The organism is Paenibacillus sacheonensis, assembly GCF_009909195.1.
Taxonomy (GTDB): domain Bacteria; phylum Bacillota; class Bacilli; order Paenibacillales; family Paenibacillaceae; genus Paenibacillus_Z; species Paenibacillus_Z sacheonensis.
Genome location: NZ_JAAAMU010000007.1, coordinates 118,995 through 143,796, shown reverse-complemented (window position 1 = coordinate 143,796; position 24,802 = coordinate 118,995). Strand labels below are relative to the sequence as shown.

17 protein-coding genes are annotated in these 24,802 nt (G+C 57.5%); 16 read left to right on the top strand and 1 reads right to left on the bottom strand.

What is annotated here, in order from left to right; translation table 11 throughout:
* The first annotated feature begins 49 nt into the window (after positions 1–49).
* The 15 genes from GT003_RS15575 (at position 50) to GT003_RS15505 (ending at position 21,902) form a co-directional block, all read left to right on the top strand.
* Positions 50–1,840 (top strand): histidine kinase, encoded by a 1,791-nt coding sequence (locus tag GT003_RS15575; protein ID WP_161699350.1) that lies wholly within the window; start codon positions 50–52, stop codon positions 1,838–1,840.
* On the top strand, positions 1,833–3,254 hold the full coding sequence (locus GT003_RS15570; RefSeq protein WP_161699348.1) for a response regulator transcription factor: 1,422 nt from the start codon (positions 1,833–1,835) through the stop codon (positions 3,252–3,254). Before GT003_RS15575 ends, GT003_RS15570 begins: the two co-directional genes overlap by 8 nt.
* 212 nt (positions 3,255–3,466) lie before the next feature.
* On the top strand, positions 3,467–4,375 hold the full coding sequence (locus GT003_RS15565) for an ABC transporter permease (protein ID WP_161699345.1): 909 nt from the start codon (positions 3,467–3,469) through the stop codon (positions 4,373–4,375).
* Positions 4,375–5,298, top strand: coding sequence for a carbohydrate ABC transporter permease (locus tag GT003_RS15560; RefSeq protein ID WP_161699343.1), 924 nt, complete (start codon positions 4,375–4,377; stop codon positions 5,296–5,298). The genes GT003_RS15565 and GT003_RS15560 overlap by 1 nt, the downstream gene beginning before the upstream one ends.
* A 56-nt stretch (positions 5,299–5,354) precedes the next feature.
* A complete protein-coding gene (locus GT003_RS15555; RefSeq protein ID WP_161699341.1) occupies positions 5,355–7,040 on the top strand; it encodes a type 2 periplasmic-binding domain-containing protein in 1,686 nt (561 codons plus the stop codon).
* A gap of 341 nt (positions 7,041–7,381) precedes the next feature.
* Positions 7,382–9,199: a right-handed parallel beta-helix repeat-containing protein gene (locus GT003_RS15550; protein WP_161699339.1), complete on the top strand. Its 1,818-nt coding sequence runs from the start codon at positions 7,382–7,384 to the stop codon at positions 9,197–9,199.
* A gap of 182 nt (positions 9,200–9,381) precedes the next feature.
* Positions 9,382–11,319 carry a 3D-(3,5/4)-trihydroxycyclohexane-1,2-dione acylhydrolase (decyclizing) gene (gene iolD, locus GT003_RS15545; protein ID WP_161699337.1) on the top strand — a complete coding sequence of 646 codons (1,938 nt, stop codon included), beginning with the start codon at positions 9,382–9,384 and terminating at the stop codon, positions 11,317–11,319.
* Between the two features lie 29 nt (positions 11,320–11,348).
* Positions 11,349–12,245, top strand: a complete 897-nt coding sequence (gene iolE / locus GT003_RS15540; protein ID WP_161699335.1) for a myo-inosose-2 dehydratase — start codon at positions 11,349–11,351, stop codon at positions 12,243–12,245.
* A 38-nt stretch (positions 12,246–12,283) separates the two neighbouring features.
* Positions 12,284–13,141 carry a 5-deoxy-glucuronate isomerase gene (gene iolB, locus GT003_RS15535; protein ID WP_161699333.1) on the top strand — a complete coding sequence of 286 codons (858 nt, stop codon included), beginning with the start codon at positions 12,284–12,286 and terminating at the stop codon, positions 13,139–13,141.
* Positions 13,138–14,151 carry a 5-dehydro-2-deoxygluconokinase gene (gene iolC / locus GT003_RS15530; protein ID WP_161699330.1) on the top strand — a complete coding sequence of 338 codons (1,014 nt, stop codon included), beginning with the start codon at positions 13,138–13,140 and terminating at the stop codon, positions 14,149–14,151. The genes iolB and iolC overlap by 4 nt, the downstream gene beginning before the upstream one ends.
* 17 nt (positions 14,152–14,168) lie before the next feature.
* Positions 14,169–15,626 (top strand): CoA-acylating methylmalonate-semialdehyde dehydrogenase, encoded by a 1,458-nt coding sequence (locus GT003_RS15525; protein ID WP_161699328.1) that lies wholly within the window; start codon positions 14,169–14,171, stop codon positions 15,624–15,626.
* A gap of 40 nt (positions 15,627–15,666) precedes the next feature.
* The gene (iolG, locus tag GT003_RS15520; protein WP_161699326.1) at positions 15,667–16,713 is read left to right on the top strand and encodes a bifunctional inositol 2-dehydrogenase/D-chiro-inositol 1-dehydrogenase; all 1,047 of its coding nucleotides are present in this window, start codon (positions 15,667–15,669) and stop codon (positions 16,711–16,713) included.
* 97 nt (positions 16,714–16,810) lie between these two features.
* Complete coding sequence (locus tag GT003_RS15515; RefSeq protein WP_161699324.1) at positions 16,811–17,815, top strand: LacI family DNA-binding transcriptional regulator; 1,005 nt, start codon at positions 16,811–16,813, stop codon at positions 17,813–17,815.
* Positions 17,816–18,064: 249 nt separating this feature from the next.
* Positions 18,065–19,519, top strand: coding sequence for a serine hydrolase domain-containing protein (locus tag GT003_RS15510; RefSeq protein ID WP_161699322.1), 1,455 nt, complete (start codon positions 18,065–18,067; stop codon positions 19,517–19,519).
* A 904-nt stretch (positions 19,520–20,423) separates the two neighbouring features.
* Positions 20,424–21,902, top strand: a complete 1,479-nt coding sequence (locus tag GT003_RS15505) for an Lsa family ABC-F type ribosomal protection protein (RefSeq protein ID WP_161699320.1) — start codon at positions 20,424–20,426, stop codon at positions 21,900–21,902.
* A 152-nt stretch (positions 21,903–22,054) separates the two neighbouring features.
* On the opposite strand, the gene GT003_RS15500 is transcribed toward GT003_RS15505, so the two are convergent.
* Positions 22,055–22,606 (bottom strand): TetR/AcrR family transcriptional regulator, encoded by a 552-nt coding sequence (locus GT003_RS15500; RefSeq protein WP_161699318.1) that lies wholly within the window; start codon positions 22,604–22,606, stop codon positions 22,055–22,057.
* A gap of 202 nt (positions 22,607–22,808) precedes the next feature.
* Between GT003_RS15500 and GT003_RS15495 the strand changes: the two genes are divergently transcribed.
* Entirely contained in the window at positions 22,809–24,740 is a 1,932-nt protein-coding gene (locus GT003_RS15495) for a fructose-1,6-bisphosphatase (protein ID WP_161699316.1), read from the top strand.
* Positions 24,741–24,802: the final 62 nt, after the last annotated feature.

Sequence of the window (24,802 nt, the reverse complement as noted above, 5' to 3'; positions counted from 1 at the left end):
ATAATAAGCCATAGACCATTTCGACAATACGAAGGCGGGAATACGCGCGGTGGCTTTCCTGAGAAAATTATCCATTCGTTCGCAGTTGTTGATCCTGGCCGCTTGCACGATCGTCGTCATTCTTGTCGTCATCCTGCATACCTATTCGATGATGTCCGGGATGATCACCCGCAGCCACGAGGAATACGTCAAACAGACCGTATCCGAGATCAAGAAGAACGTTGCCTCCAACCACGACGTCATCTATCGCATCATGCAGGATATCTCGTACAACCAAGACGTGCAGGACTATCTGGTCGAGACGGACAAGCTGGTCCGGTACGACAAGTTCACGAAGCTGAACAAATACCTGAACGGTCAGAAGGATCTGAAGGAAGGCATCGAAGATATCATCATCTCGGGCAATAACGGAACCTGGATCGATCTGTACGGCGGCAACCGCTATGTCGTCCCCCTGCGCAAGCAGCTGGCGAACAGCAAGGTCAACGGGTATTACGCGGGAATGCAGCAGTTCGACGCGCTGTACGGTCCCGACAAGAAGCTTATCTTCGCGACTTCGATCACCTACAGCCAGCAGGGAGCGCTGTTCAACCGCAACGTCGGCACGGCGTTCTTCATCGTCGATGCAGCCGCGCTCGTCAGCGAGCAGGACTATTCGTCGAAGGAAACCGGCACGCAGCTCTATTTGCTGGACCGTTCGCATCAGGTGATCGCCAGCACGTCGTCGATGACGACGGGAAGCGATTTCAAAGGCTTCGACTTCGGCGCCGCGAACGTGAGCAACCGGGTCATTCACTGGAAGAACCGCAGCTACGTCGTCGAGACGGAGCCATTGCCCGACATCGACGGCACGATTCTCAGCATGGTGCCCGAGAACGAGCTGTTCCGGGAACTGCTCGATATCCGCAGGCAGGAGCTGATCATTCTCGGCATCGCGCTCCTAGTGCTTGCAATACCGTTCATGTTCATCATCAATAATATCCTGCGTCCGCTAAAGCGGCTGATCTTCTTCATCACGTCGATCAGGCGCGGGGATCCGCTCAAATTCAAGAAGCGGATCGCGCTGCACGGCTATATGGAAATCAGCATCGTCGCGACCGAGCTTAACAGCATGCTCGACGAGATCGACCGATTGACGCTGAGTCTCCTGGATACGAATACGCGGCTGTACGGCATCGAGCTGGAGAAGAAAAAGTCGGAGCTCGCCTTCCTCCGCAGCCAGATCAATCCGCATTTTCTGTACAATACGTTGGAAGCGATTACGGGCATTGCCGTCGTCGAGGGGCAGGACCGAATCAAGTCGATGACCCGCGCGTTGTCGAGCATTTTCCGGTACAGCGTCAAGGGCGCGAGCGAAGTGCCGCTGAGCGAGGAGATCCGCATGATCGAATCGTTTATCCGGATTCAACAGATCCGGTTCGCGGACCGCTTCTCGGTCCGCTATGAACTGACGGAGCAGGCGCTGGCCTACCGCGTCCCGAAAATGATCCTGCAGCCGCTCGTGGAGAATGCGATCTACCACGGCTTCGAGCCGACGCTCCGGCAGGGCGAGCTCTGGATTCGAGGGTTCGTCGATGCGGATGGATCGCTCGTCGTGCGCATCGAGGACAACGGCACGGGGATTCAACCGAACGTGCTGGAAGAGCTGAAGGGCATGCTGGCCGCCGCCCCCTCGGGCATGCACGTGCCGGCGGAGCAGCGAAGCATCGGACTCGTCAACGTGCATAACCGGCTTCGGTTGATGTTCGGCGCGGAGAGCGGCCTGCGGATCGAGAGCACGGCGGACGAGGGTACGACGATCGAAATGACGGTTCACGAAAGGAGCGGTCCGGATGCATAAGGCACTGATCGTCGATGACGAAAGCTGGGTCGTGGAGAGCCTGAAGGACTTGGTCGATTGGGAGCGTCACGGCTTCGAGATCATCGGACAAGCGCATAACGGGGCCGAAGCGCTGGCGCTTATGAAGGAGCTGAAGCCGGATGTCGTCTTTACCGACATCCGGATGCCGGAGATGAGCGGCCTCGAACTGATTCAACGGGGACGAAGCCTAGGGCTTCCGATCCTGTTCGTCGTCGTTAGCGGCTATGCCGAGTTCGCTTATGCGCAGAAGGCAATCTCGTACGGGGCAGTCGCCTATTGCCTGAAGCCGTTCGACGACATGGAAATTTCCGGCGTGCTGCACAAGCTGGACGGCATGTTGACCAAGGCCAAGGCGATGCCGTCGCCGGCGTCGCCGCTCTTGCAATACCTGTTGGAGACCGGAGAGGACAGCCGGCAGAAGCTGCTGGACGAGTTGGAACGCGCGGGCTTCGGCGATTGGAGCGCGAACGGCATCGTTCCGATCGCGGCGGTCGGCTCGGGCGAGCTGGAGCTGCGAGGGCCGAAACTGCGATTGAAGACCGGCGCCTCCAAAACGGTCTATCTGCTTCCCGCGGAGCAAGCGATCGCGCTCGGGAAAGCGTGGACGTCGCGAATCCCGGACGGCTTGTCCGGCATCGGCATCGGCGGCGTCATCAAGGATCTCGCCGAGGTCAGGGCCGGCATCGACGCCGCGGACGCGCTCGCGCATCAATTCTTCGTGACCCGGGAGATCGGGGCGTACGCATCGCGCACGTTCCGGCAAGAAGAGCTGAACCTCCGTTTGGCGGACATGAGCGAAGCCATCGCCGGCAGAGCCCAACCCGCGATCGAGCAGGCTTTCAAAAGCATCGGGGAGCTCTTCGGCAGCGGCGCGCTATCGATCCGGCACGCGTTCCAAGTCTACAACCTGACGGTTTCTTTCTTGTTCAAGCTGGGGCAGACGGAAGAAACGTTGTACAGCTACGAACAGCTGCTCCATGCGTACCGGGACGTGTACGACATGCTGGCCGCGCTGGAGGCGCTCGCAGCGCGGGATATGATCCCCGCGGAGCCTGCGCCGTCGATCGAGACGAAGAATCGCAGCTTCGCCAGCATCCTGCAGTTCGTCACGGAGCATTACCGCGAGGAGCTCTCGCTGCAAGGCTTATCGGAACAGTTCTACTTGAACCCGAGCTACATCAGCCAGCTCTTTCGCAAGGAAGTCGGCGAGACGCTGACCGGCTACATCGCCAGGCTGCGAATCGAGCAGGCGCAAGAACTGCTGAAGGGAGACGGCGATTCGATACAAGAGATCGCCGAGAAGATCGGGTACCGGGACTATTTTTATTTTACGCGGCTGTTCAAGAAGATAACGGGCAAGACGCCCTCGCGATATCGCAGCGAACGCGAGTGAAGGCGCTGGGAATGGACGATTTTTAGCATTCATATGGACGATTTTTAGCATTCATATGGACGCGATTTAGGAAACCTTCGGTCGAAGGTTTCCTATTTTTATTTTAGGCCATGTAAAGCGGTTACATTCGATAAATCGCGTGCATACCCGAAGCAAGCAATGCAGGCGATAATGGAACCATATTGTTGGTAACGCTTACGAGGAGGTGCGATATGGGAAAAACTTTACGGAAGGATCTGGTCAAACACAGGTATTTATATCTGCTGCTCCTTCCTACCGTGCTCTTTTACGTCTTGTTCCAATACGTGCCGATGTACGGGGTGCTGCTGGCCTTCAAGGAATTCCGCTATCATGGCGGCATCTTGGGCGGGCCGTGGGTGGGGCTGGACAACTTCAAGGATTTGGTGGGCCAGAGCGATTTCTGGCGGGCTTTCTGGAACACGCTGTATATCAGCTGCGGCCGGCTCGTATTCGAATTTCCGGTCGCGATCCTGTTGGCTTTGCTGATCAACGAAGTGGCGCGGGAGAAGATGAAGAAATTTTATCAAACCGTGTATACGTTTCCGCATTTCATCTCATGGGTCATCATCAGCGGCATCATGTTCAATTTTCTAGGCAGCGCCGGCGTCGTGAACCAGATCATCGCTTCGCTCGGCTTTCACAAGGTGACGTTCCTGACCGATCCGGGCTTGTTTCGGGCGATCGTGTTCCTGTCGAACATTTGGAAGGAAGTCGGGTGGAGCGCGATTATCTACCTGGCGGCGATCGCCGGCATCAATCCGGAATTGTACGAGGCCGCTTACGTGGACGGCGCCGGCCGGTTCGAACAACTGAAGTCGGTCACCTGGCCCTCGATCCGAGGCACGGCGGCGATCCTGCTGATTCTGGCCGTGGGCAACGCGATGAACGGCGGATTCGATCAGATCTTCAATCTGTACAATCCGGGCGTCTACTCGACGGGCGACATCATCGACACGTATACCTACCGGTCGGCGTTCTCGGACGGCCTCAGCTTCGGCGTGACGACGGCGGTCGGATTGTTCAAAGCCGTCTTGAACTTCTCGCTGCTCTATCTGGCCAACTTCATCGTAAAACGACTCGGCGGGGAGGGACTCGTATAATGGACAACGCGACGCAAGCCGCAAGCCCGCAAACACGGCCAACGCCAAGGAAGCGCGGCAAACTGAACATGGCCGATGCGGTCATCCACTTCATTCTGGCCGTCTTGACGCTGGCGACCCTGCTGCCGTTCTACAACGTCGTGCTCATGTCGTTCAGCACCTCGGTCGCCGTCTCGAAGCAGATGGTCTATCTCATTCCGACCGCGTTCGATCTGTCGGCTTACGGCTACATCCTGCACGAGCCGCGATTCTTGAAAGCGCTCATGGTCACCCTATTCGTCACGGGCGTCGGGACCTCGGTCAACATGCTCGTGACGATCACCGGCGCGTACGTGCTGTCGAAGTCCGGATTTCCGGGCAGGAAGATCGTCATGGGCGGCATCATCTTCACGATGTTCTTCAACGGGGGATTGATCCCGTTCTACCTGACGATGAAAAACTTTCATCTGATCAACAATTTGCTCGTCATGGTCCTCCCGGTCGCCGTCAACACGTTCTATATGATCATCTGCATCGCGTTCTTCCGCACGCTACCGGGAGGCTTGGAAGAGTCGGCCAAGATCGACGGGGCGAACGACATTCAAGTGCTGTACAAAGTCGTCATCCCCATCTCCATGCCGATGCTCGCGACGATTACGCTGTTCTACGCGGTCGACCGCTGGAATGAATGGTGGTACGGCGTCCTCTTCATGACGAACGTCAATTTGCTGCCGATGCAGGCGCTGTTGAGAGAGCTGCTGACCAATTACCAGCAAGTGCTCTCGAGCATTACGACCAGCGTCAGCGTGCAGAATTCTGATCTGCAGCCGGAGATGCTCAAGATGGCGGTGCTCGTCGTCAGCACGCTCCCGATCGCCTGCTTGTACCCGTTCCTGCAGAAATATTTCGCCAAAGGCGTTATGATCGGATCTATCAAGGGATAGTAAGAGCGACAAGCTTTTATTATAAAATCTTACTTTAGACAAGGGGATAAGTGCAGATGAACAAAGCAAAACGGATTGGCTTGAACGGTCTCCTCGCCGCGGCGCTCATTGCGGCCGTATCGGGCTGCGGCAACGCCAACGACGCGAACGGGACGAACAACGCGCCGGCGGCGTCGGACAACGGCGGCGGGAATGCCGGCGGCAGCAACGAGGCGGCGAATGCGCCGGCCGCGGCGGACGATAATCCGTACAAGGATCACCTGGACATTTCCCTCTCGTGGTGGGGCATCGGCGTCGGCTTCCAGCAGCATGACGGGCTGGTCCAGAAGATCGAGAAGGACTTCAACGTGACGCTGAAGCCCGTGGACATCGGCTGGGACAACTATAAAGAGAAGAACCAAGTATGGTCCGCGGCCGGCCAGCTGCCGGACATCATCACGAACAGCATCGTGAACGACAACCCCGCGACGTATAACCAATGGGTCAGCCAAGGCTTGGTTCGGGCGCTGCCGGAAGACTTGAGCAAGTATCCGAACCTGGATAAAGTAGCCAAAGCGCCGGACGTGAAAGGCGTGTACCGCGACGGCAAGCTGTATGCCATTCCGCGGATGACGTATCCGAACACGGATATGTGGGCGGTCGACCGGGCGGTCTTCGTGCGCAAGGACTGGATGGATAAGCTCGGCCTGAAGGATCCGCGGAGCTTCGAGGAATTCGACGCCATGATGAAGGCATTCGCCGAGAAGGATCCCGACGGCAACGGCAAGAAGGACACGACGGGCATCGTCATGAATACGCTCGGCTACTTCAAAGGCGTCTTCATGCCGACATTCCCGCAGTTCGACAATTCCAGCTGGGTGAAGGAGGACGGCAAATGGATGCCGTTCTATGCCTCCAAGCAAATGGACCAAGTCATGGTCCAGGCACGACAGCTGTACGCCGACGGCGCGCTCGATCCGGACTTCGCGGTCGAGAAGGCGGGCGAAGCGAACCAGAAATTCTATCAAGGCAAAGCGGGCGCGCTGGCATTCGCCTCCAATTCCGTCAGCGGCTCGAGCGGCGTCAAAGCGGAATGGGAGAAAAACAACCCCGGCAAAAACTTCTTCGACAACGTGAAGATCCTTCACCTGTGGCCGGCGGCCGACGGAACGGTCTACCGGCATACGACGCAGTCGTTTTGGTCCGAGACGATGTTCAACGCGGAAGTCGACGACGCCAAATTCGACCGCATCCTGAGCATCTACGACTGGCTGCTGTCGCCGGAAGCGAAGGAAATGTTCGACTATGGCATCGAAGGCACGGATTACACCAAAGACGCGAGCGGCGCGATCACGATCACCCGTCCGAAAGAAGGCGATGCCTTCGTCGATCTGAAGAAAGAGTATCCGTCGATGGACATCGTCTCGCAGCTGGCGGCATGGCGCAACGCAAGCTCCTTGGAGGACAGCCCGGCCAACCGTTCCGCGCTGGGCGACGCGGTCGTCGAATTCATCCAGAACGAGCTGAAGTGGCAGATGGACAATGCCAAACCGATCCCGACGGCATTCGATATCTTCTCGATGTCCACGCCGGCCAAGGACAAATTGTCCACGATCAACTTCGACGAGGATTTTACCCGAATCGTGCTGGGCAAAGACGATCCGGTCGACATGCTGCATGACGCGCAGAAGGGGTACGACGGCAAAGGATTGCAGGCTGCCATCGCCGAAGTCACGGCAGAGATGGCGAAGCTGGGTCAATAATGCGCAGCTACGCGCAGTTGCATATTCGTGAACGTCTCGAATAGTCGAACGCACGACGAGAGAAAGACTCTGCGCGAGCTTAGAGAGCTTAGGGCGGAGTCTTTCTTTATTTTTGCCGATATCTCTTTTTTCTTTCTATCTTTCGCTTGCCCGAGATGGTAAGTTTAACGCAGATGCTCGAGAGCAAGGCCTGTTTGCTAGCGAGATGTACTAGCGAGATTCGTTAGGGAGATTGACTAGCGGCTAGCGAGATTTACGAGTGAAATATACTAGCGACACTGCTAGCGGGACTTATAGCACACTGCTAGCGAGACTTATAGCTTCGACAAGGGGGATGCGACATGAATGCCGAACGAACGGCCGCAGATGCGGCGGTCCGTATCTTATTGACGGATTACGGCGCCGAGCCGAACTCCGGGCGCGATGCGCTGCCGGCCATGCGCCGCGCGATCGAAGCGGCATCGCGGGTGCCGGGACCCGTCGTGCTGGAATGCCCGAAGGGCAGCTACGATTTCTATCCGGAGGCGGCGGCTCGGTTGACGTATTTCATCACGAACACGGCAAGCGAGGAAGAGAATCCCGATCCCGCGAAGACGATCGCGATTCTGATCAAGCAGGCTTCGCGCTTGACGCTGGAGGGGAACGGTTCGCTGTTTCTGATTCACGGCCGCATGACCATGCTCGTCGTGGATGGCTGCGACGATATCGAGATCCGCAACCTGCATCTGGATTATGTCCGGCCGACGGTGGCGGAGATGACGATCGAGGCGGCCGGCGGCGATTATTTCGATGCGCTCGTGCATCCGGATTCCCGCTATGAGCTGCAAGACGGCCGCGTCTATTGGATCGGCGACGGCTGGCGCTTCCATGAAGGACCGATGCAGGCCTTCGATCCGGTACGGAATCGTACCTGGCGCATCGATAACCTGGGCGAGAGGGCGGTCCGGGTCGAGGAGCTTGCCCCGATGCGGCTGCGCTTCCATTTGGACGGCGCACCGGAGCAGCCGCCGGGCAGGGTGCTGCAGGTGCGCGACGGCATCCGCGACCAAGTGGGGGCCTTTATCCACCGAAGCCGGAACGTGCGATGGCTCCGTTCCGGCGTGCATTTCATGCACGGTCTCGGCATCGTGTGCCAATACAGCGAGGACTTGCGCTTCGCCGGGCTGGACTTGACGCCGCGTCCCGAGACGGGCAGAACGGTAACGGCGTTCGCCGATTTCATTCATCTGTCCGGCTGCCGCGGCAAGATCGTCATTGAAGACTGCCGGTTCGTAGGCGGCCATGACGATCCGATCAACGTGCACGGCACGCATTTGCAAATCGCCGATATCCCGGCTCCGAATCAAGTGCGCCTGAGGTTCATGCACCCGCAAACCTTCGGTTTCGAGGCGTATTTTCCCGGCGACGAGGTGGAATTCGTGGAGAGCGCATCGCTGATCGCGTACGGATCGGGCAAGGTAAAGACCGTGCAAGCGCTCAGTCCCCGCGAGTGCCTGCTCACGCTGGAGGAAGACGTGCCCGCAGGCGCCGCGGCCGGCCATGCGATCGAGAATACGACCTGGACGCCGGAAGTACACATCAGCGGCAATTATTTCGCCCGCATCCCGACGCGCGGCGTGCTCGTCTCGACCAGGCGCAAAGCGGTCATCGAGCGGAACGTGTTCGACGGCATGACGATGAGCGGCGTGTTCGTGGCCGACGACGCGGAGAGCTGGTTCGAATCCGGTCCGGTCCGCGACCTCGCGATTCGCCGCAACCGGTTTATCGCGTGCGGAAGCGCCGACCATCCCGTCATCTATATCGCGCCCGAGAATCGTCTCGTCGAAGCCGATAAATCCGTGCACGGCGGAATCGTCATCGAAGACAATCGGATCGAGACGTCCGAAGCGGCCGCGCTGGATGCCAAGAGCGTGCGGGGGATCCGATTCGCGAACAATGCGATCGTCCCGGCATCCGAAGTCGGGAGCCATGGCGGTCAGCGGCCGAGAAAGGCGGCAAGTCTCATCAGGCTGTCCGCCTGCAGCGAGGTGACGATCGCCGGCAATGCGATCGCAACCGAAGGAACGCCGGCCCAGTTCGTCTTCACGCATCTAACGGCGATCGACGAGGTCCGCGTCGAGCCGGGACAAGGGCTGCGCATAGAGAGCATCGAGGAGTAAGGAATTTGTTACGAAATATCCATAAAGAAAGCGTTGTCACGCCGTGGGGAATCCTATATACTCAATTTGTTAAGGAAAACGATTACCCTATCTAGTAATTTGGATGATATGAGAGAAATATCATCCTTTTTCATAGGTTTAGGGTAATCGATAACCCTCGCTCAAAGGAGTGTCGTAGAACGATGGAAACGGTTCGATTAACGACCGCGCAAGCGCTCATCCGATTCTTGAACAGTCAATTGGTGGAGTTCGACGGCGAGCGGCAGCGGCTCATCAAAGGCGTGTTCACCATCTTCGGCCACGGCAACGTGCTCGGCATCGGCCAGGCGCTGGAGGCAGAAGCCGGCGGGCTCGAGGTATACCAGGGGCGCAGCGAGCAGGGGATGGCCCATGCCGCTGTCGCGTTCGCGAAACAGAAGCGGCGCAAACAAATCATGGCCTGCACGACATCGGTCGGACCGGGTTCGGCCAACATGATCACGGCTGCGGCGACCGCTTCCGCCAACCAAATTCCCGTGCTGCTGCTTGTCGGCGACACGTTCGCAACGCGACAGCCGGATCCGGTGCTTCAGCAGATCGAGCAGCCGTACGACCTGACCTTGACGACCAACGATGCCTTCCGCGCCGTGAGCAAATTCTGGGACCGCATTAATCGCCCGGAGCAGCTGATGTCCGCGTTGATTCATGCGACGCGCGTGTTGACCGACCAGGCGAACACGGGAGCCGTAACGATCGCGCTGCCGCAGGACGTGCAGACCGAAGCATACGACTACCCGGTCAGCTTCTTCAAGCAGCGCGTTCACCGCATCGAAAGGCGCGTTCCGGCCGCAGCGGAACTGACGGAAGCCGCGGCGCTGATCGTCAGCAAGCGCAAGCCGCTCATCCTATGCGGCGGAGGCGTCCGTTATTCGGAAGCGGGAGAGGCGCTGAAGCGCTTCGCCGAACGCTTCCACATTCCGTTCGCGGAGACGCAGGCGGGCAAGAGCGCCGTCGAGAGCGATCATCCGTATAATCTCGGCGGCATCGGCGTGACGGGCAACCTCGCGGCCAACCGGCTGGCGCAGGAGGCCGATCTGATTATCGGCGTCGGCACGCGGTACTCCGATTTTACGACGGCGTCGAAATGGCTGTTCCGGCACCCGGAGGCCGACGTGCTGACGATCAACGTCTCGGTGCACGACGGCTACAAGCTCGATGCGGTCAAGCTGACGGCCGACGCTAAGCTGTCGCTGGAGGCGCTGGAACGCGAGCTCTCCGCACTCGGGTACCGCGCATCTTACGACGGCGAGATCGCAGCCGCCAAGGCGGATTGGAACGCGGAGCTCGAACGGTTGAATGTCACGGGCTACCGCGATGGGGAACCGTTCGTGCCCGAGGTGGAGGGGCACCTCGATCACGTGCTGCCCGAATTCAGCGAACGCTTTCAGAGCGGTCTGACGCAGACGAGCGTTATCGGCGAAATAAACCGGCTCATCGACGCGGACGCGATCATCGTCGGCGCATCGGGAAGTCTGCCGGGCGACCTGCAGCGGATGTGGAAGAGCAGGCTGCCCAATACCTATCACATGGAGTACGGCTACTCCTGCATGGGGTACGAGATTTCCGGCGCGCTCGGCGCGAAGCTCGCGGAGCCGGACAAGGAAGTCTATGCGATGGCCGGCGACGGCAGCTATCTGATGCTGCACTCGGAGCTGGTGACGAGCCTGCAGGAGCGGAAGAAAATCAACGTGCTGCTGTTCGACAACGCGTCGTTCGGCTGCATCAACAACCTGCAGATGGGCAATGGCATGGGAAGCTTCGGCACGGAGTTCCGTTACCGGAATCCGGATACGGGGCGGCTCGACGGCGAACTGATGCGGATCGATTTTGCGCAGAGCGCGGCAGGTTACGGGGTGAAAACCTACGCCGCCCGCACGCTGGAACAGCTCCGGGAGGCGATTGCCGATGCGAAGAAGCAGGCGGTCTCCACGCTGATCGACATCAAGGTGCTGCCGAAGACGATGACGCACGATTACGAGCAGTGGTGGCATTTCGGCGTCGCGGAGGTCTCGGGAAATCCGGCGGCCGAGCAGGCTTACGCCCGGAAAGAGCAAGCGTTGAAAGAAGCCCGGCCGTATTGATTGCCAACAGATCCCAAGGAGGAAACGGCATGCTGGATAATTCGAGAATCAAGCTCGGCATCGCGCCCATCGCATGGACCAACGACGATCTGCCGGAGCTGGGCGGGGAAAATACGTTCGAGCAGTGCATCAGCGAAATGGCGCTCGCCGGCTTCGAAGGTAGCGAGGTGGGCAACAAGTACCCGCGGGATCCGGCGGTGCTGCGGAAATACCTCGCGCCGCGCGGCCTATCGATCGCGAGCGCGTGGTTCAGCGCTTTCCTCGTGACGAAGCCGCTGCAGGAGACCGTGGACGCGTTCACCCGGCATCGCGATTTTCTTCATGCCATGGGAGCAAGGGTAATCGTGGTCGCGGAACAGGGACATAGCATTCAAGGCATGCCGGATAGGCCGGTGTTCGACGACAAGCCGTCATTCGCGGAGGAAGAGTGGCAAATGCTCGCGGCCGGTCTTCATCGGCTGGGCGAGCTTGCGCAAGAGAAGGAGATGGACGTCGTCTATCACCATCATATGGGCACGGGCGTTCAGACGGCGGAGGAGATCGACAAGCTGATGAAACTCACGGATCCGGCGCTCGTCTCGCTGCTGTTCGACACCGGCCATCTGGCCTTCTCCGGCGAGGATCCGCTTGCGGTTCTCGCGAAGCATGCCGATCGCGTCAAGCATGTGCATTTGAAGGATATCCGGGCGGACGTGGTCGCGCAGGTCAGACGGGAGCGGCTGAGCTTCCTGCAAGCGGTCAAAGCAGGCGCGTTCACGGTGCCCGGCGACGGAGCGGTGGACTTCGCGCCGGTGTTCGCCAAGCTGGGCGCGATGAACTACGCGGGCTGGTTCGTCGTGGAGGCCGAGCAGGATCCCGCCCTGGCGAACCCGTTCGAATACGCGGTGAAAGCACGCCGCTTCATCCGCGAGCAGGCCGGCCTGTAGACGGTATCGGCAATCGATCAAGAGGAGGGAAGCGGAGCATGGCAGAATTGATCGTTTCTTCGCAAGCGCCGGATCAAGAAGGCAAGGTGCTTGGCATTACGCCGGCTTCGGCAGGCTGGTCGTACGTCGGATTCGAGGTGTACGCGCTGCAACCCGGCCAGTCGCTGAAGCGGGAGACGGGAGACCGGGAAGCCTGCCTCGTCCTGTTGTCCGGCAGGGCGAAGGTCGGCACGCGGCATGCAAAGTGGGACGATATCGGAGAGCGGATGAGCGTGTTCGAGCAGATTCCGCCGTATTCGGTCTACGTACCGATCGACGATTCCTTCGAGGTCGAGGCGCTGACCAAGCTGGAACTGGCCGTATGTCTGGCCCCGGGCAAGGGAAGCCACCCCGCCCGCCTGATCGGTCCGGCGGACGTCGGCGTCGAGCAGCGAGGCGCGGGCAACATCGGGCGGCGGATTCACAATATTCTTCCGGAGCACAAGGAAGCGGACAGCCTGCTCGTGGTCGAGGTGTTTACGCCGGAGGGCCATTGGTCCAGCTATCCGCCGCATAAGCACGACACGGATAATCTGCCTCACGAGTCTTATCTCGAAGAAACGTACTATCACCGGGTTAACCCGGGGAATGGATTCGCGCTCCAGCGCGTATATAACGATGAGCGTTCGCTGGACGAGACGATGGCCGTCAAGGACGGCGATGCGGTGCTGGTGCCGGAGGGCTATCACCCGGTGTCGGCGCCGCCCGGCTACGAGGTCTATTACCTGAACGTAATGGCCGGCCCGGTTCGGGCATGGGTGTTCCGCAACGACCCGGACCATGCGTGGGTCATGGAGCGCAAGCTGGCGGAGGCGGCGCTTGCCGCAGACTACGACGAGGGAGTGAAGCCGGAATGAACAACCTATCGTTCCCGGAAGGCAGGCTGCTTGATTTCGTCGCGCTCGGACGCGCATGCGTCGATCTGAACGCCAACGAGATTCACCGGCCCATGGAGGACACGGTCACGTTCACCAAATACGTCGGCGGCTCGCCGGCCAATATCACGATCGGCATGGCGAGACTCGGAATGCGGACCGGCTTCATCGGACGCGTGTCCGACGACCAGATGGGCAGGTTCATCGTGCGCTATTTCGAGCGTAACGGCATCGATACTTCCGGCATGATTACGGACCGATCGGGCAGCGTGACCGGGCTCGCTTTTACGGAAATCAAGAGCCCGAGCGACTGCAGCATTCTCATGTACCGCGACAATGTCGCCGATTTGCTGCTCGAGCCACGCGACGTCGACGAGGCCTACATCGCGAATGCCAAGGCCTTGCTGATCTCGGGCACGGCATTGGCGAAGAGCCCTTCGAGAGAGGCCGTGTTCGTAGCGCTCGATTATGCGCGCAAGCATGGTACCGTCGTGCTGTTCGACCTTGACTATCGGCCCTATACCTGGGCTTCGCCTGAGGAGACGGCCGTCTATTACAACCTCGCGGCCGCGCAATGCGATGTCATCCTCGGCACGCGCGAAGAATTCGACGCCATGGAGACGTTCGAACGGAACGCGAGCCGGGATGACGCATACACGGCGAATAAGTGGTTCGGTCGCCATGCGAGCATCGTCGTCATCAAGCACGGCAAAGACGGCTCGTTCGCGTTCACGAAGGAAGGCGAGCGGATCGAAGGCACGACGTTTCCGGCCAACGTGGTCAAGACGTTCGGAGCGGGCGATTCGTACGCGGCGGGTTTCATTCACGGCCTGATGAAGGGCTGGGATCCCGCCAGGTCGATGGAATACGGCGCCGCGGCCGCCTCGATCGTCATCTCGAGCCACAGCTGCTCGGACGCCATGCCGACGCTTGAGGCTATCGAAGATTATATCGAGCTGTGCAAGAGCGGCCGGTTCGCGAGTCAGTCTTAATCCAAGGAGGAACACAGATGTCTACAATCGAAGCGCAGACGCTCCCCAATTTTATCGGCGGCCAGTGGGTCTCGTCCACGTCGGGCAAGTCGGAGCCCGTGTACAATCCGGCAACCGAAGAGATCCTGGCCCGCGTTCCCTTGTCCGGCCGCGAGGACCTGGATGTCGCCGTGCAGTCGGCGAAAGAAGCGTTCCTATCCTGGAGCGCAACCGCTGTGCCCCGCCGCGCCCGCGTTCTATTCCGCTATCAGCAGCTGCTGATGGAACATTGGGAAGAGCTGGCGCGCCTCATCACGCTGGAGAACGGCAAGAGCTATAAAGAAGCTTACGGCGAAGTGCAGCGCGGCATCGAATGCGTGGAATTCGCGGCCGGCGCGCCTACGCTGATGATGGGCAAGCAGCTGCCCGATATTGCCACCAATCTGGAATCGGGCATGTACCGATACCCGATCGGCGTCGTCGGCGGGATCACGCCGTTCAACTTCCCGATGATGTGCCCGTGCTGGATGTTCCCGCTCGCCATCGCCTGCGGCAACGCCTTCATCCTGAAGCCGTCGGAGCGCACGCCGCAGCTGGCGAACCGGCTCGGCGAGCTGATGAAGGAAGCGGGATTACCGGACGGCGTCCTGAACATCGTGCACGGCGCGCATGACGTCGTCAACGGACTGCTCGAGCACAAGGACGTGAAGGCGATCTCGTTCGTCGGCTCCCAGCCGGTGGCTGAGTACGTCTACCGGAAAGGAACGTCGCACGACAAGCGCGTGCAGGCGCTCGCCGGCGCCAAGAACCATACGATCGTCATGCCTGACGCCGATCTGGATTACGCCGTGAATCAGGTGCTGAACGCGGCGTTCGGCTCCGCGGGCGAACGCTGCATGGCCGCTTCGGTCGTCGTGGCCGTCGGCGAAGCGCATGAACCGTTCTTGGCGAAGCTGAAGGAAGCGGCCGACGCCATCAAGATCGGCAACGGCCTGGAGGATGACGTATTCCTGGGCCCGGTCATCCGCGGCGCGCACAAGGAGCGCACGCTGAGCTATATCGAGACCGGCGAGAAGGAAGGCGCGCTTCTGGTTCGCGACGGCCGCTCCGATTCGGCGGTGAACGGCAAGGGCTATTTCGTCGGTCCGACGATCTTCGATCAAGTAACGACGGAGATGAAGATTTGGAAGGACGAGATTTTCGCCCCGGTGCTGTCCGTCGCCCAAGCCGTCTCGCTCGACGATGCCATCGCGATGGCCAATCAGTCGGAATTCGCCAACGGCGCCTGTATTTTCACGAAGGATGGCAGCAACGTGCGCAAGTTCCGCGAAGAGATCGATGCCGGCATGCTCGGCGTCAACCTGGGGGTCCCTGCGCCGATGGCGTTCTTCCCGTTCTCCGGCTGGAAGAAATCGTTCTATGGCGATCTTCATGCCTGCGGCCCGGACGGCGTGGAATTTTATACGCGGAAGAAAATGGTGACGGCACGCTGGTAGCACGTACAAGACAGACGATGGATGGGGAGGCACGGGACAGATGACATTACGGGTAGGCGTAATCGGAACCGGCGCGATCGGCCGGGAGCATGTTCGCCGCATGACGCAGGTGCTGAAGGGAGCGGAGGTCGTCGCCGTGACGGACGTCAACGCCGCGCAGGCGCGGGAGGTCGTGGATGCATTCAAGCTGCAGGCCGTTATCTATGAAAATGGGCAGGAGCTGATCCGCGCGCAGGACGTGGACGCGGTGATGGTGACGTCTTGGGGCGCCACGCACGAGGAGTTCGTGCTGGCTTCGATCGCGGCGGGCAAGCCGGTATTCTGCGAGAAGCCGCTGGCCGTGACGGCCGAAGGCTGCAAGGCCATCGTCGAAGCGGAATCGGCGTTCGGCAAACGGTTGGTGCAAGTGGGGTACATGCGCCGCTACGACCGCGGTTACCGCGCGGTGAAGGAGGCGCTGGTCAACGGGACGATCGGGGAGCCGCTTATCCTGAACTGCGCGCACCGCAACGTGTCGGTGCCGGACTTCTATACGAGGGACATGTCCATCGTCGACACGTTCATCCACGAACTGGATGTCCACCGGTGGCTGCTGGACGACGATTACGTATCCGTCCAAGTCGTTCAGCCTCGCAAGTCTCGACTGGCCGGCAGCCATCTGCAGGACCCGCTGCTCGTCTACATGGAGACGGCGAAGGGCGTCCGAATCAACGGCGAGATCTTCGTCAATTGCAAGTACGGTTACGATATCCAATGCCAGGTCGTCGGGGAGATGGGCATCGTCAGCCTGCCCGAGCCGATGAGCGTGACGATGCGCAGCGAAGCGAAGCTGTCGACCGGGCTGCTGACCGATTGGAAGGAACGCTTCATCGAAGCGTACGACATCGAGCTTCAGGACTGGATCGACTCCACGCTGCGCGGGGAGATGAACGGGCCTTCCGCATGGGACGGCTACGCGGCGGCGATCGCATCCGACGCCTGCCTGGAGGCGCGCGATTCGGGCGCCATCGTACGTATTTCCATGCCTGAACGCCCGTCGTTCTATCGTCATCCGTCCGAAGACAAGGCAGCGAGCGGAATAAGTTAAGCGGTGGACGCCCGGCGGACGAACGGCCCGGCGTCCTTCCCATTTCTCCGCCCGTTCGCTATACTGGACAAAACAAGTAGAGATGAGAGCGTGCTGCATGAAATCGACGATATACGATATCGCCAGGGCGGCGGGCGTGTCGACGGCCACCGTATCGAAGGTCATCAACAATAAAGGCAGAATCAGCGAGAAGACGCGGAACAAGATCAAACAAATCATGGACGAGCAGCGCTACGAGCCGAGCGTGATGGCTTCCGCCATGAAGGGGAAAGGTACGCGCACGATCGCCTTGATTATTCCGGACATCGATAATCCGGTCTATGCCGAATATTTGAAACGCATCGAAGCGAGGGGCCACGAGCTGGGGTATACGATCGTCATGGCGTCTACGGAGCGCGACCCCGAGAAAGAGGAGCGCCATATCTCCCTGCTCCGGCGCAAGGTGGACGGGTATATTATCGCAGCGCGCTTCAACAATATCGGTCTCTTGAAGGAGCTGACCGAGGACGGCGTACCGGTGGTCCTCTTCGCCCATGAACGCGATGAGCTCTCCGTGGACAGCGTAACCGCCGACGACTATCTGGGCGGCTACCGCGCCACCGAATATTTGCTGGAGCTTGGGCATGTTCGCATCGGCATGGTGGGCGAGGACACGCTCAGCAGCCATGAACGGATTCGCGGCTACAGGCAGGCGCTGCAGGACCGCGGATTCCAGGCGGAGGAAGGCTTGATCCGCGTCGGCGGCCACACGATCGACGGGGCAGCCGAACAGGCAGGCATGCTGCTCGACCGGGCGGACCGGCCGACGGCGATCTTCGGCTACAACGATGTCTCCGCCGTGGGGGCCATGCTGGCGGCAAGAACGCGCGGCATCCGCATGCCCGACGAACTGTCGATCATCGGATTCGACAATACGATGCTGTGCGAGATCATGGATCCCAAGCTATCGTCGGTCTCCATGCCGACGCAGGAGCTCGGGAATCGGGTCATGGAGCTCTTGATTCGCAGAATCGACGGCGGGGACATGCCCAAGCAGCGCATCCGGCTGCTGCCCGAGCTTGCGGTGAGAGAATCGACCGCCCGGCCGGGAGGAAGCGTCTGAGGCATAATTATATCTTCTTGTCCAAGCCGCAGTCGATGCGGCTTTTTTCTATGCCTTGCGCATGGAAAATCTCTCTTAGGACCGCTTTACACCAGGATGCAACTGCTATAACATGCTAACTGAGAACGGAAAACATGATCGGCATGCATGGCAGGAAGCCGCTCGCCGATCGAAATCCGTCGTTATGTAAGCGCATTTATTTCGCGTGCACCTCGTACTTCAAGTATGAATTCGGGAGGAATCGAAATCATGACCAAGCAAACTCGTCTGCCGAGAACGACGCCGGAGGCGCAGGGCCTGTCCTCGCAAGCGGTAATCGCCTTCCTGGACGCCGTCCGGGAACGAAATTTGGAGCTGCACAGCTTCATGCTGCTCCGGCGCGGCGAAGTCGCCGCGGAGGGCTGGTGGGCGCCGTACCGGCCGGAATATCCGCATATGCTGTTTTCGCTTAGCAAAAGCTTCACGTCGACGGCGATCGGCTTCGCCGCTGCGGAGGGACTGCTGTCGGTGAACGATTCCGTCATCGGTTTCTTCCCCGACGACGTGCCCGAGCAGGTATCGGAGAATCTCGCCGCGATGCAGATCCGGCATCTATTGATGATGGGCACCGGACATGCCGCGGACGTCACCGGAAGCGTGCAGAAAGACGATCATTGGGTCCGAGCCTTCCTGGCTGAGCCCGTCGAGTACGCGCCCGGCACGCATTTCGCCTATAACAGCGCGGCCACGTACATGCTGTCCGCCATCCTTCAACGGGTTACCGGGCAATCCCTTCTCGCGTTCCTGGAGCCGCGCCTGTTCGTGCCGCTCGGCATGTCCGAGGCCGCGTGGGAGACGTGTCCGCGCGGCATCGCCGTCGGCGGCTGGGGGCTGAGCGTGACGACGGAGGACATCGCCAAATTCGGCCAGTTGTACTTGCAGCGCGGCGAATGGGCCGGGCGGCAGATTTTGCCGCGCGCTTGGGTCGATGAAGCGACTTCCTTCCACATCGACAACGACGACGGTCGCGCGAACGATTGGACGCAGGGTTACGGGTACCAATTCTGGCGCTGCCGTCACGGAGCGTACCGGGGCGATGGAGCGTTCGGCCAATTTTGCGTCGTCATGCCGGAACAAGAAGCCGTGCTTGCCGTCACGTCCGGGCTTGGCGATATGCAAGCCGTGCTTGACGTCGTCTGGGCCGAGCTGCTGCCCGCCCTGTCCGACGCCGAAGCCATCGATCCGAACGAATCCGTGCAAGCGGAGCTGGCCGAACGTCTTGCGGCTCTTCGTATCGACGCGCCGCAGGGGGAAGCTTCCTCGCCGAACGAATCGCAGTTGGAAGGCTGCGTCTTCCGCTTGGAGTCCAACGAGCTCCAGCTCGATACGATCGCGCTGCGCTTCTCGGCGCAAGGCGCGGAGCTCGTCATCGGCAATGACCGCGTCGGCGATCAGACCGCCCGATTGGGCCGAGGCGCTTGGCAATCCAGCCGAATTCGTATCGACGGCATCAAACAAGGCGCCGAGCAGCGCGCCGAGGGCAGCTTCTCATGGAAGGACGGCAGCACGCTGGACATCCGGCTGCTCCTCGCGGAGACCCCGTTCACGTATGCATTGGCGCTTCGTCAGGATGGCCGGGAGCTCGAGCTGCAAATCTCGGCGAACGTCGCCTGGGAGGCGGGACGCGTCCTGACGATTCGCGGCCGGACGGCGGCGCTTCATTGAATCTCGATGAAATCGATACGAATCGATACGAATCGGAGGTTCCGGCGCTCAAGGTACATTCGGGCCGACCCCTAACGATTGTCATCGGCGCTAATCTTCAAAATATGCGGTTGCTTAGCCGCTAACGTTTGTGAGAAACGTTAGTTGGCATATAAGCGCTGATAAGCACGGAAAAATCACTGAATAAGCCTCCTGGCAATCGTTAGCGATTTAAAAGGGCTCATTTATACCGAATAGCGACCCATACAACCGTTAGCTGTAAGGTATATAGGTTATTCATTCGCACTCATGAAGAGATTGGCTTGCGTGCGCTGCAAAGGTTGACAGCCGAGGTGTGACCAAGCACCGCGTGCCGCGATGACGCCGAACGCCGGGAGGCGCGAGCGGTGCGGCAATAAGCAGTCCACTAGCGTTTCGCGTTGGTGAATTTCTTGATATGATGGGGCTGTCTCCAACGAGGCAGCCTTTCTGTCTTCATTTACTAGCCCGATTAAATTTGAAATAAGTTGTCGTTTATGATAAAGTGGGTTTTAATTTCACGATGGGAGTTGAAGAGAATCATGTAATCGTTCTTGCTTAGGTTGTAGAGAATAAACCAAATCGCTTGTTTTATTCTTTATATAAGCAGGAACGTTACTTGTTCTTTTCGCTCGATCGGTATTGCAGTCCAGCCCTAGGGCCGGATTTGTCATATCTGTTTGAGTCACGGGAAAAGCTAACTTTCTTGTGGCTTTTTTGTTTTTCCAAAGGAGGGATAGCATGAGCACGGACACGGCCGTTACGCATGTCGACTCCGTATAAGTCGTTCATATCCATTGAACCCTTATGCGGAGTAAACGAGATGGGATGGATATGTACCGACTTTTTATACCAAGCAACCTCGTTATAAAAAGGAGGCACTACCATGTCAATGATACACGTACAAAACCTGACATTTTCGTATCCGAGCAGCTTCGATCCGATTTTTGCGGATGTCAGCTTTCAAATCGATACGGATTGGAAGCTTGGCTTTATCGGCCGCAACGGTCGAGGCAAGACGACTTTTTTCAATTTATTGCTGGGGAAATATGAATATAACGGAACGATACTATCTTCCGTGGCGTTTAATTATTTTCCCTATCCGGTATCGGATAAGAGCAAATTAACGTACGAAATACTGGAAGAAATCTGTCCTCGGGCAGAGGATTGGGAGTTTCTACGAGAGTTGTCTTATTTAGAAGTCGATGCCGAAGTCATGTACCGTCCATTCGAAACCTTGTCGAACGGGGAACAGACGAAGGTTTTGCTGGCCGCGCTTTTTCTGAACGAAGGGCAATTTCTATTAATCGACGAGCCGACCAATCACCTGGATATCCATGCTCGAAAGACGGTTGCCCACTATTTGCGAAAGAAAAAAGGATTTATTTTGATTTCGCATGATCGAAATTTCTTGGATGGCTGCGTGGACCATATCTTGTCGATCAACAGAGCCGATATCGAAGTGCAAAGCGGTAATTATTCTTCATGGAAGCTGAATTTCGACAGACAGCAGGAACATGAGGAAAAAACGAACGAGCGTCTGCAAAAAGACATCGGCCGGCTGCAGCAATCTTCGAAACGTTCGGCCAGCTGGTCCAATCGCGTGGAAGCTACCAAAAACGGCACCACGAATTCCGGTTCCAAATTAGACAAGGGATATGTCGGGCATAAAGCCGCAAAAATGATGAAACGCGCCAAGAGCCTGGAATCGAGGCAGCATAAAGCGATCGAAGAAAAGTCGACGCTGCTGAAAAACGTGGAAAAAACGGAGGCTTTGCAGCTAGAGACATTGGCGTACAAATCAAACGAACTCATTCAATTAACGGATGTTTCCGTTAGGTATGATGGCGAATGGGTACATGCGCCGATAAGCTTTACCGTCGAAGCGGGAGACCGAGTCGTGCTCGATGGAAGGAACGGCAGCGGCAAGAGCAGTATTTTGAAATTGCTGCTCGGGGAGCCGATTCAGCATATGGGTACCTTGAGCGTAGGCTCAGGCCTGGTCATTTCTTACGTCCAGCAGGATACGTCTCATCTGAAGGGGAAGTTGTCGGACTTCATTGAAGAGAATGGGATTGATGAACCGTTATTCAAATCCGTTCTGCGAAAGATGGATTTCGACCGTATCCAGTTCGAGAAAGATATCGGCCATTATTCCGGCGGACAAAAGAAAAAGCTGCTCATAGCCAAAAGCTTATGCGAAAAAGCCCATGTCTATATTTGGGATGAGCCGCTGAACTTTATCGACGTTTACTCGCGGATGCAAATCGAAGCGCTAATCAAAAGCTTTCATCCGACCATGGTTTTCGTGGAGCATGACCAGACGTTCCAAGAAGAAGTGGCAACGAAGAAGGTCGTTCTATAGCGTTGCGCGATATCCGGAGCATTCAACGATGTACTCGTCAAGCTCGTCAAGCCTGATGATCGCTCATAACGACTACGCTCAGAATGGCCGTCCATGCCACAACGAAGAAACCCGCCGAAGGCTCGGCGGGTTATTCCATGTTCATCGGCTCGTTATGGACGGGCAATGACCATACGGAGGAGGTCCTGAACGAGAGACCGCAGCTCGTCCGAATCGGCAGCAACCGATTTAAAGCCGCGCAACGCGCCCGTGATCAGATGTGCCACTCTCCTTGGCGGAATGCCGCTCGCGCCGGCAGGGCACGTTTCCAACAAAGAGGAGAGCAGGGTTTCCAACTTCCCATAGCTCTCGTCGAGCGCCTCCCGAGCGAATTGGTAAGAGCTGTCCGTTATTTCCCTATATTCCGGCGAATGCAGCGAATCGTCGAAGTTACGGATCGCCCAGACTTCGAAGGCGTAGACTATTTTGTCTTCCGTCGTTATATGCGACGACAGCCCTTCCTTGATCTCCTCGATGAGGATATCGCCGTGGTGAACGATCGCGGCGTTGAATATGTCCTCCTTGCTCTTGAAGTATAAGTAGAGACCGGCGCGCGATATACCAGCGGCCTCCGCAATGTCGTTCATCGATACGCGCTTGTAACCGTACTTGAAAAACACCTTTAATGCCGTGGCAACAACATGCAGCTTCTTCGTATCATCCATAGCTCCATTTTATACAATTTACAAACTTTGTCCAGCGGTCCACTTTATAGGCCTCGGTTTCATGAATCGCCCGTTATTCGCGAGGCTATTGTTCTATCGTGCAGAATAAATCATTCGAATCTATGGTAAACTACTCCAAAAGATAGCGGAGGTTTGAGCCCTCTTATCGTTCGCCATATTTCCTTGAAGGAGGACATCGGACTTGGATGCGCAGTTTCTAGATTTATTGGCCCAACATTACGATACGGAAGACAAAGTCGTAACGGAAATCATCAACCTTGAAGCGATCTCCAATCTTCCCAAGGGAACCGAGCATTTCGTCAGCGATTTGCACGGGGAGTTCCAGGCTTTTCAGCATGTGCTAAGAAACGGTTCGGGTACCGTCAAAGAGAAAATCAAAGCGTTGTTCCGCGCGGTTTGGACGGAGCATGAGATCAATTCGTTCACGGCGTTGGTTTATTATCCGGAAGAAAAAATACAGCTGGTTAAAGCAGACTTGTGCAATAAACAAGCCCTGAACCAATGGTACAGGCAAACGATCGAGCAAATGCTTATGCTGATTTCGTTTGCCTCTTCCAAATACACGCGCGCGAAATTGCGCAAAGCGCTGCCGGAGCAGTTTGTCTATATTGTAGAAGAACTACTATACAAGACGGATTCGACCAACAATAAGGACCCGTATTACGAGGAAATCTACCGGCAAATCATTTCCTTGGGCCAGGCGGATAAGCTCATTATCGGCCTCGCTTATACGACGCAGCGCTTGGTAGTGGACCATCTTCACGTCGTCGGCGATATCTATGACCGCGGGCCGGAACCCGATAAGATCATGGACACGCTGATCAACTACCATTCCGTAGACATTCAGTGGGGGAACCATGATGTCCTATGGATCGGCGCCTACGCGGGTTCCCTGGTCTGCCTTGCGAACATCATCCGGATCTGCGCCAGATACGACAATCTGGACATTATCGAAGACGTCTACGGAATCAATCTGCGTCCGCTGTTGAACTTGGCGGAGAAATACTATAGCGACAACCCGGCTTTTAGACCGAAGCTGCAGACCGACCATAATGGTTCGGAGCAGGAAATCCTGCAGATTACCAAGATCCATCAAGCCATTGCCGTGATCCAATTCAAGCTGGAAATCCCGATCATCAAGCGACGTCCTTATTTTAATATGTCTCATCGGCTGCTGATCGAGCAGATCGATTACGACAATAACGAAATCAACATGGGCGGAAAAACGTACCCGCTGGCAAACGCCTGCTTCGCGACCGTGAATCCGCAGCAGCCCGAAGAATTGCTGGAGGAAGAACGGCAGGTGATGGAGAAGCTGCTGTTCTCCGTCCAGCATTCCGAAAAGCTGGCCAGACATATGAATTTCCTGATGAAGAAGGGCAGCCTTTATTTAAGATACAACGGGAATTTGTTATTTCACGGGTGCATTCCCCTGGATGAAGACGGAAACATGGAAGAAATGCGGATTGAAGACAAGACGTATTCGGGCCGTCAGCTGCTCGACGTCTTCGAATATTATTTGCGTTACGCCTTCGCGCATCCGGAAGAGACGGACGATCTGGCTACGGATATGGTCTGGTATATCTGGACGGGGGAATGCTCCTCGCTCTTCGGCAAGCGAGAAATGACCACCTTTGAACGGTACTTTATCCAAGATAAAGAAACCTATAAGGAGAGAAAGAATCCGTATTACCACTTGCGCGAGAAGGAGGAGACCTGCCGGAACATCCTGATGGAGTTCGACATGAATCCGGATCATGGACATATCATCAACGGCCACACGCCGGTCAAAGAAATTCGCGGAGAGAGCCCCGTTAAAGCAAACGGAAAATTGGTCGTCATCGACGGCGGGTTTTCCAAAGCCTATCAATCCACGACTGGCATCGCCGGCTATACCTTGCTGTATAATTCTTTTGGCATGCAGCTCGTCGCCCATCAGAAATTCATTTCGAAAGAAGACGTGTTGTGCAACGGAACGGACGTATTGTCCGTGAAAAGGCTGGTGGACAAGGAACTGGCGCGGAAGCTGGTAAGGGAAACCAACGTCGGGGAGAAGCTGCTGCAGAAAATCGATAATTTAAAGAATCTCCTGGAATACCGCTACATGAAATGAAACAACCGCGAAATGATAAAACTGCCAATTGATTAAACTGCCAAATGATTAAACTGCGAAAT

What these genes read in the sequence shown, in the direction of transcription:
- GT003_RS15570 (WP_161699348.1), top strand. Translation starts at nt 1,833, where the DNA reads ATGCATAAGGCACTGATCGTCGATGACGAAAGCTGGGTCGTGGAGAGC.
- GT003_RS15565 (WP_161699345.1), top strand. Translation starts at nt 3,467, where the DNA reads ATGGGAAAAACTTTACGGAAGGATCTGGTCAAACACAGGTATTTATAT.
- GT003_RS15560 (WP_161699343.1), top strand. Translation starts at nt 4,375, where the DNA reads ATGGACAACGCGACGCAAGCCGCAAGCCCGCAAACACGGCCAACGCCA.
- GT003_RS15555 (WP_161699341.1), top strand. Translation starts at nt 5,355, where the DNA reads ATGAACAAAGCAAAACGGATTGGCTTGAACGGTCTCCTCGCCGCGGCG.
- GT003_RS15550 (WP_161699339.1), top strand. Translation starts at nt 7,382, where the DNA reads ATGAATGCCGAACGAACGGCCGCAGATGCGGCGGTCCGTATCTTATTG.
- iolD (WP_161699337.1), top strand. Translation starts at nt 9,382, where the DNA reads ATGGAAACGGTTCGATTAACGACCGCGCAAGCGCTCATCCGATTCTTG.
- iolE (WP_161699335.1), top strand. Translation starts at nt 11,349, where the DNA reads ATGCTGGATAATTCGAGAATCAAGCTCGGCATCGCGCCCATCGCATGG.
- iolB (WP_161699333.1), top strand. Translation starts at nt 12,284, where the DNA reads ATGGCAGAATTGATCGTTTCTTCGCAAGCGCCGGATCAAGAAGGCAAG.
- iolC (WP_161699330.1), top strand. Translation starts at nt 13,138, where the DNA reads ATGAACAACCTATCGTTCCCGGAAGGCAGGCTGCTTGATTTCGTCGCG.
- GT003_RS15525 (WP_161699328.1), top strand. Translation starts at nt 14,169, where the DNA reads ATGTCTACAATCGAAGCGCAGACGCTCCCCAATTTTATCGGCGGCCAG.
- iolG (WP_161699326.1), top strand. Translation starts at nt 15,667, where the DNA reads ATGACATTACGGGTAGGCGTAATCGGAACCGGCGCGATCGGCCGGGAG.
- GT003_RS15515 (WP_161699324.1), top strand. Translation starts at nt 16,811, where the DNA reads ATGAAATCGACGATATACGATATCGCCAGGGCGGCGGGCGTGTCGACG.
- GT003_RS15510 (WP_161699322.1), top strand. Translation starts at nt 18,065, where the DNA reads ATGACCAAGCAAACTCGTCTGCCGAGAACGACGCCGGAGGCGCAGGGC.
- GT003_RS15505 (WP_161699320.1), top strand. Translation starts at nt 20,424, where the DNA reads ATGTCAATGATACACGTACAAAACCTGACATTTTCGTATCCGAGCAGC.
- GT003_RS15500 (WP_161699318.1), bottom strand. Translation starts at nt 22,606, where the DNA reads ATGGATGATACGAAGAAGCTGCATGTTGTTGCCACGGCATTAAAGGTG.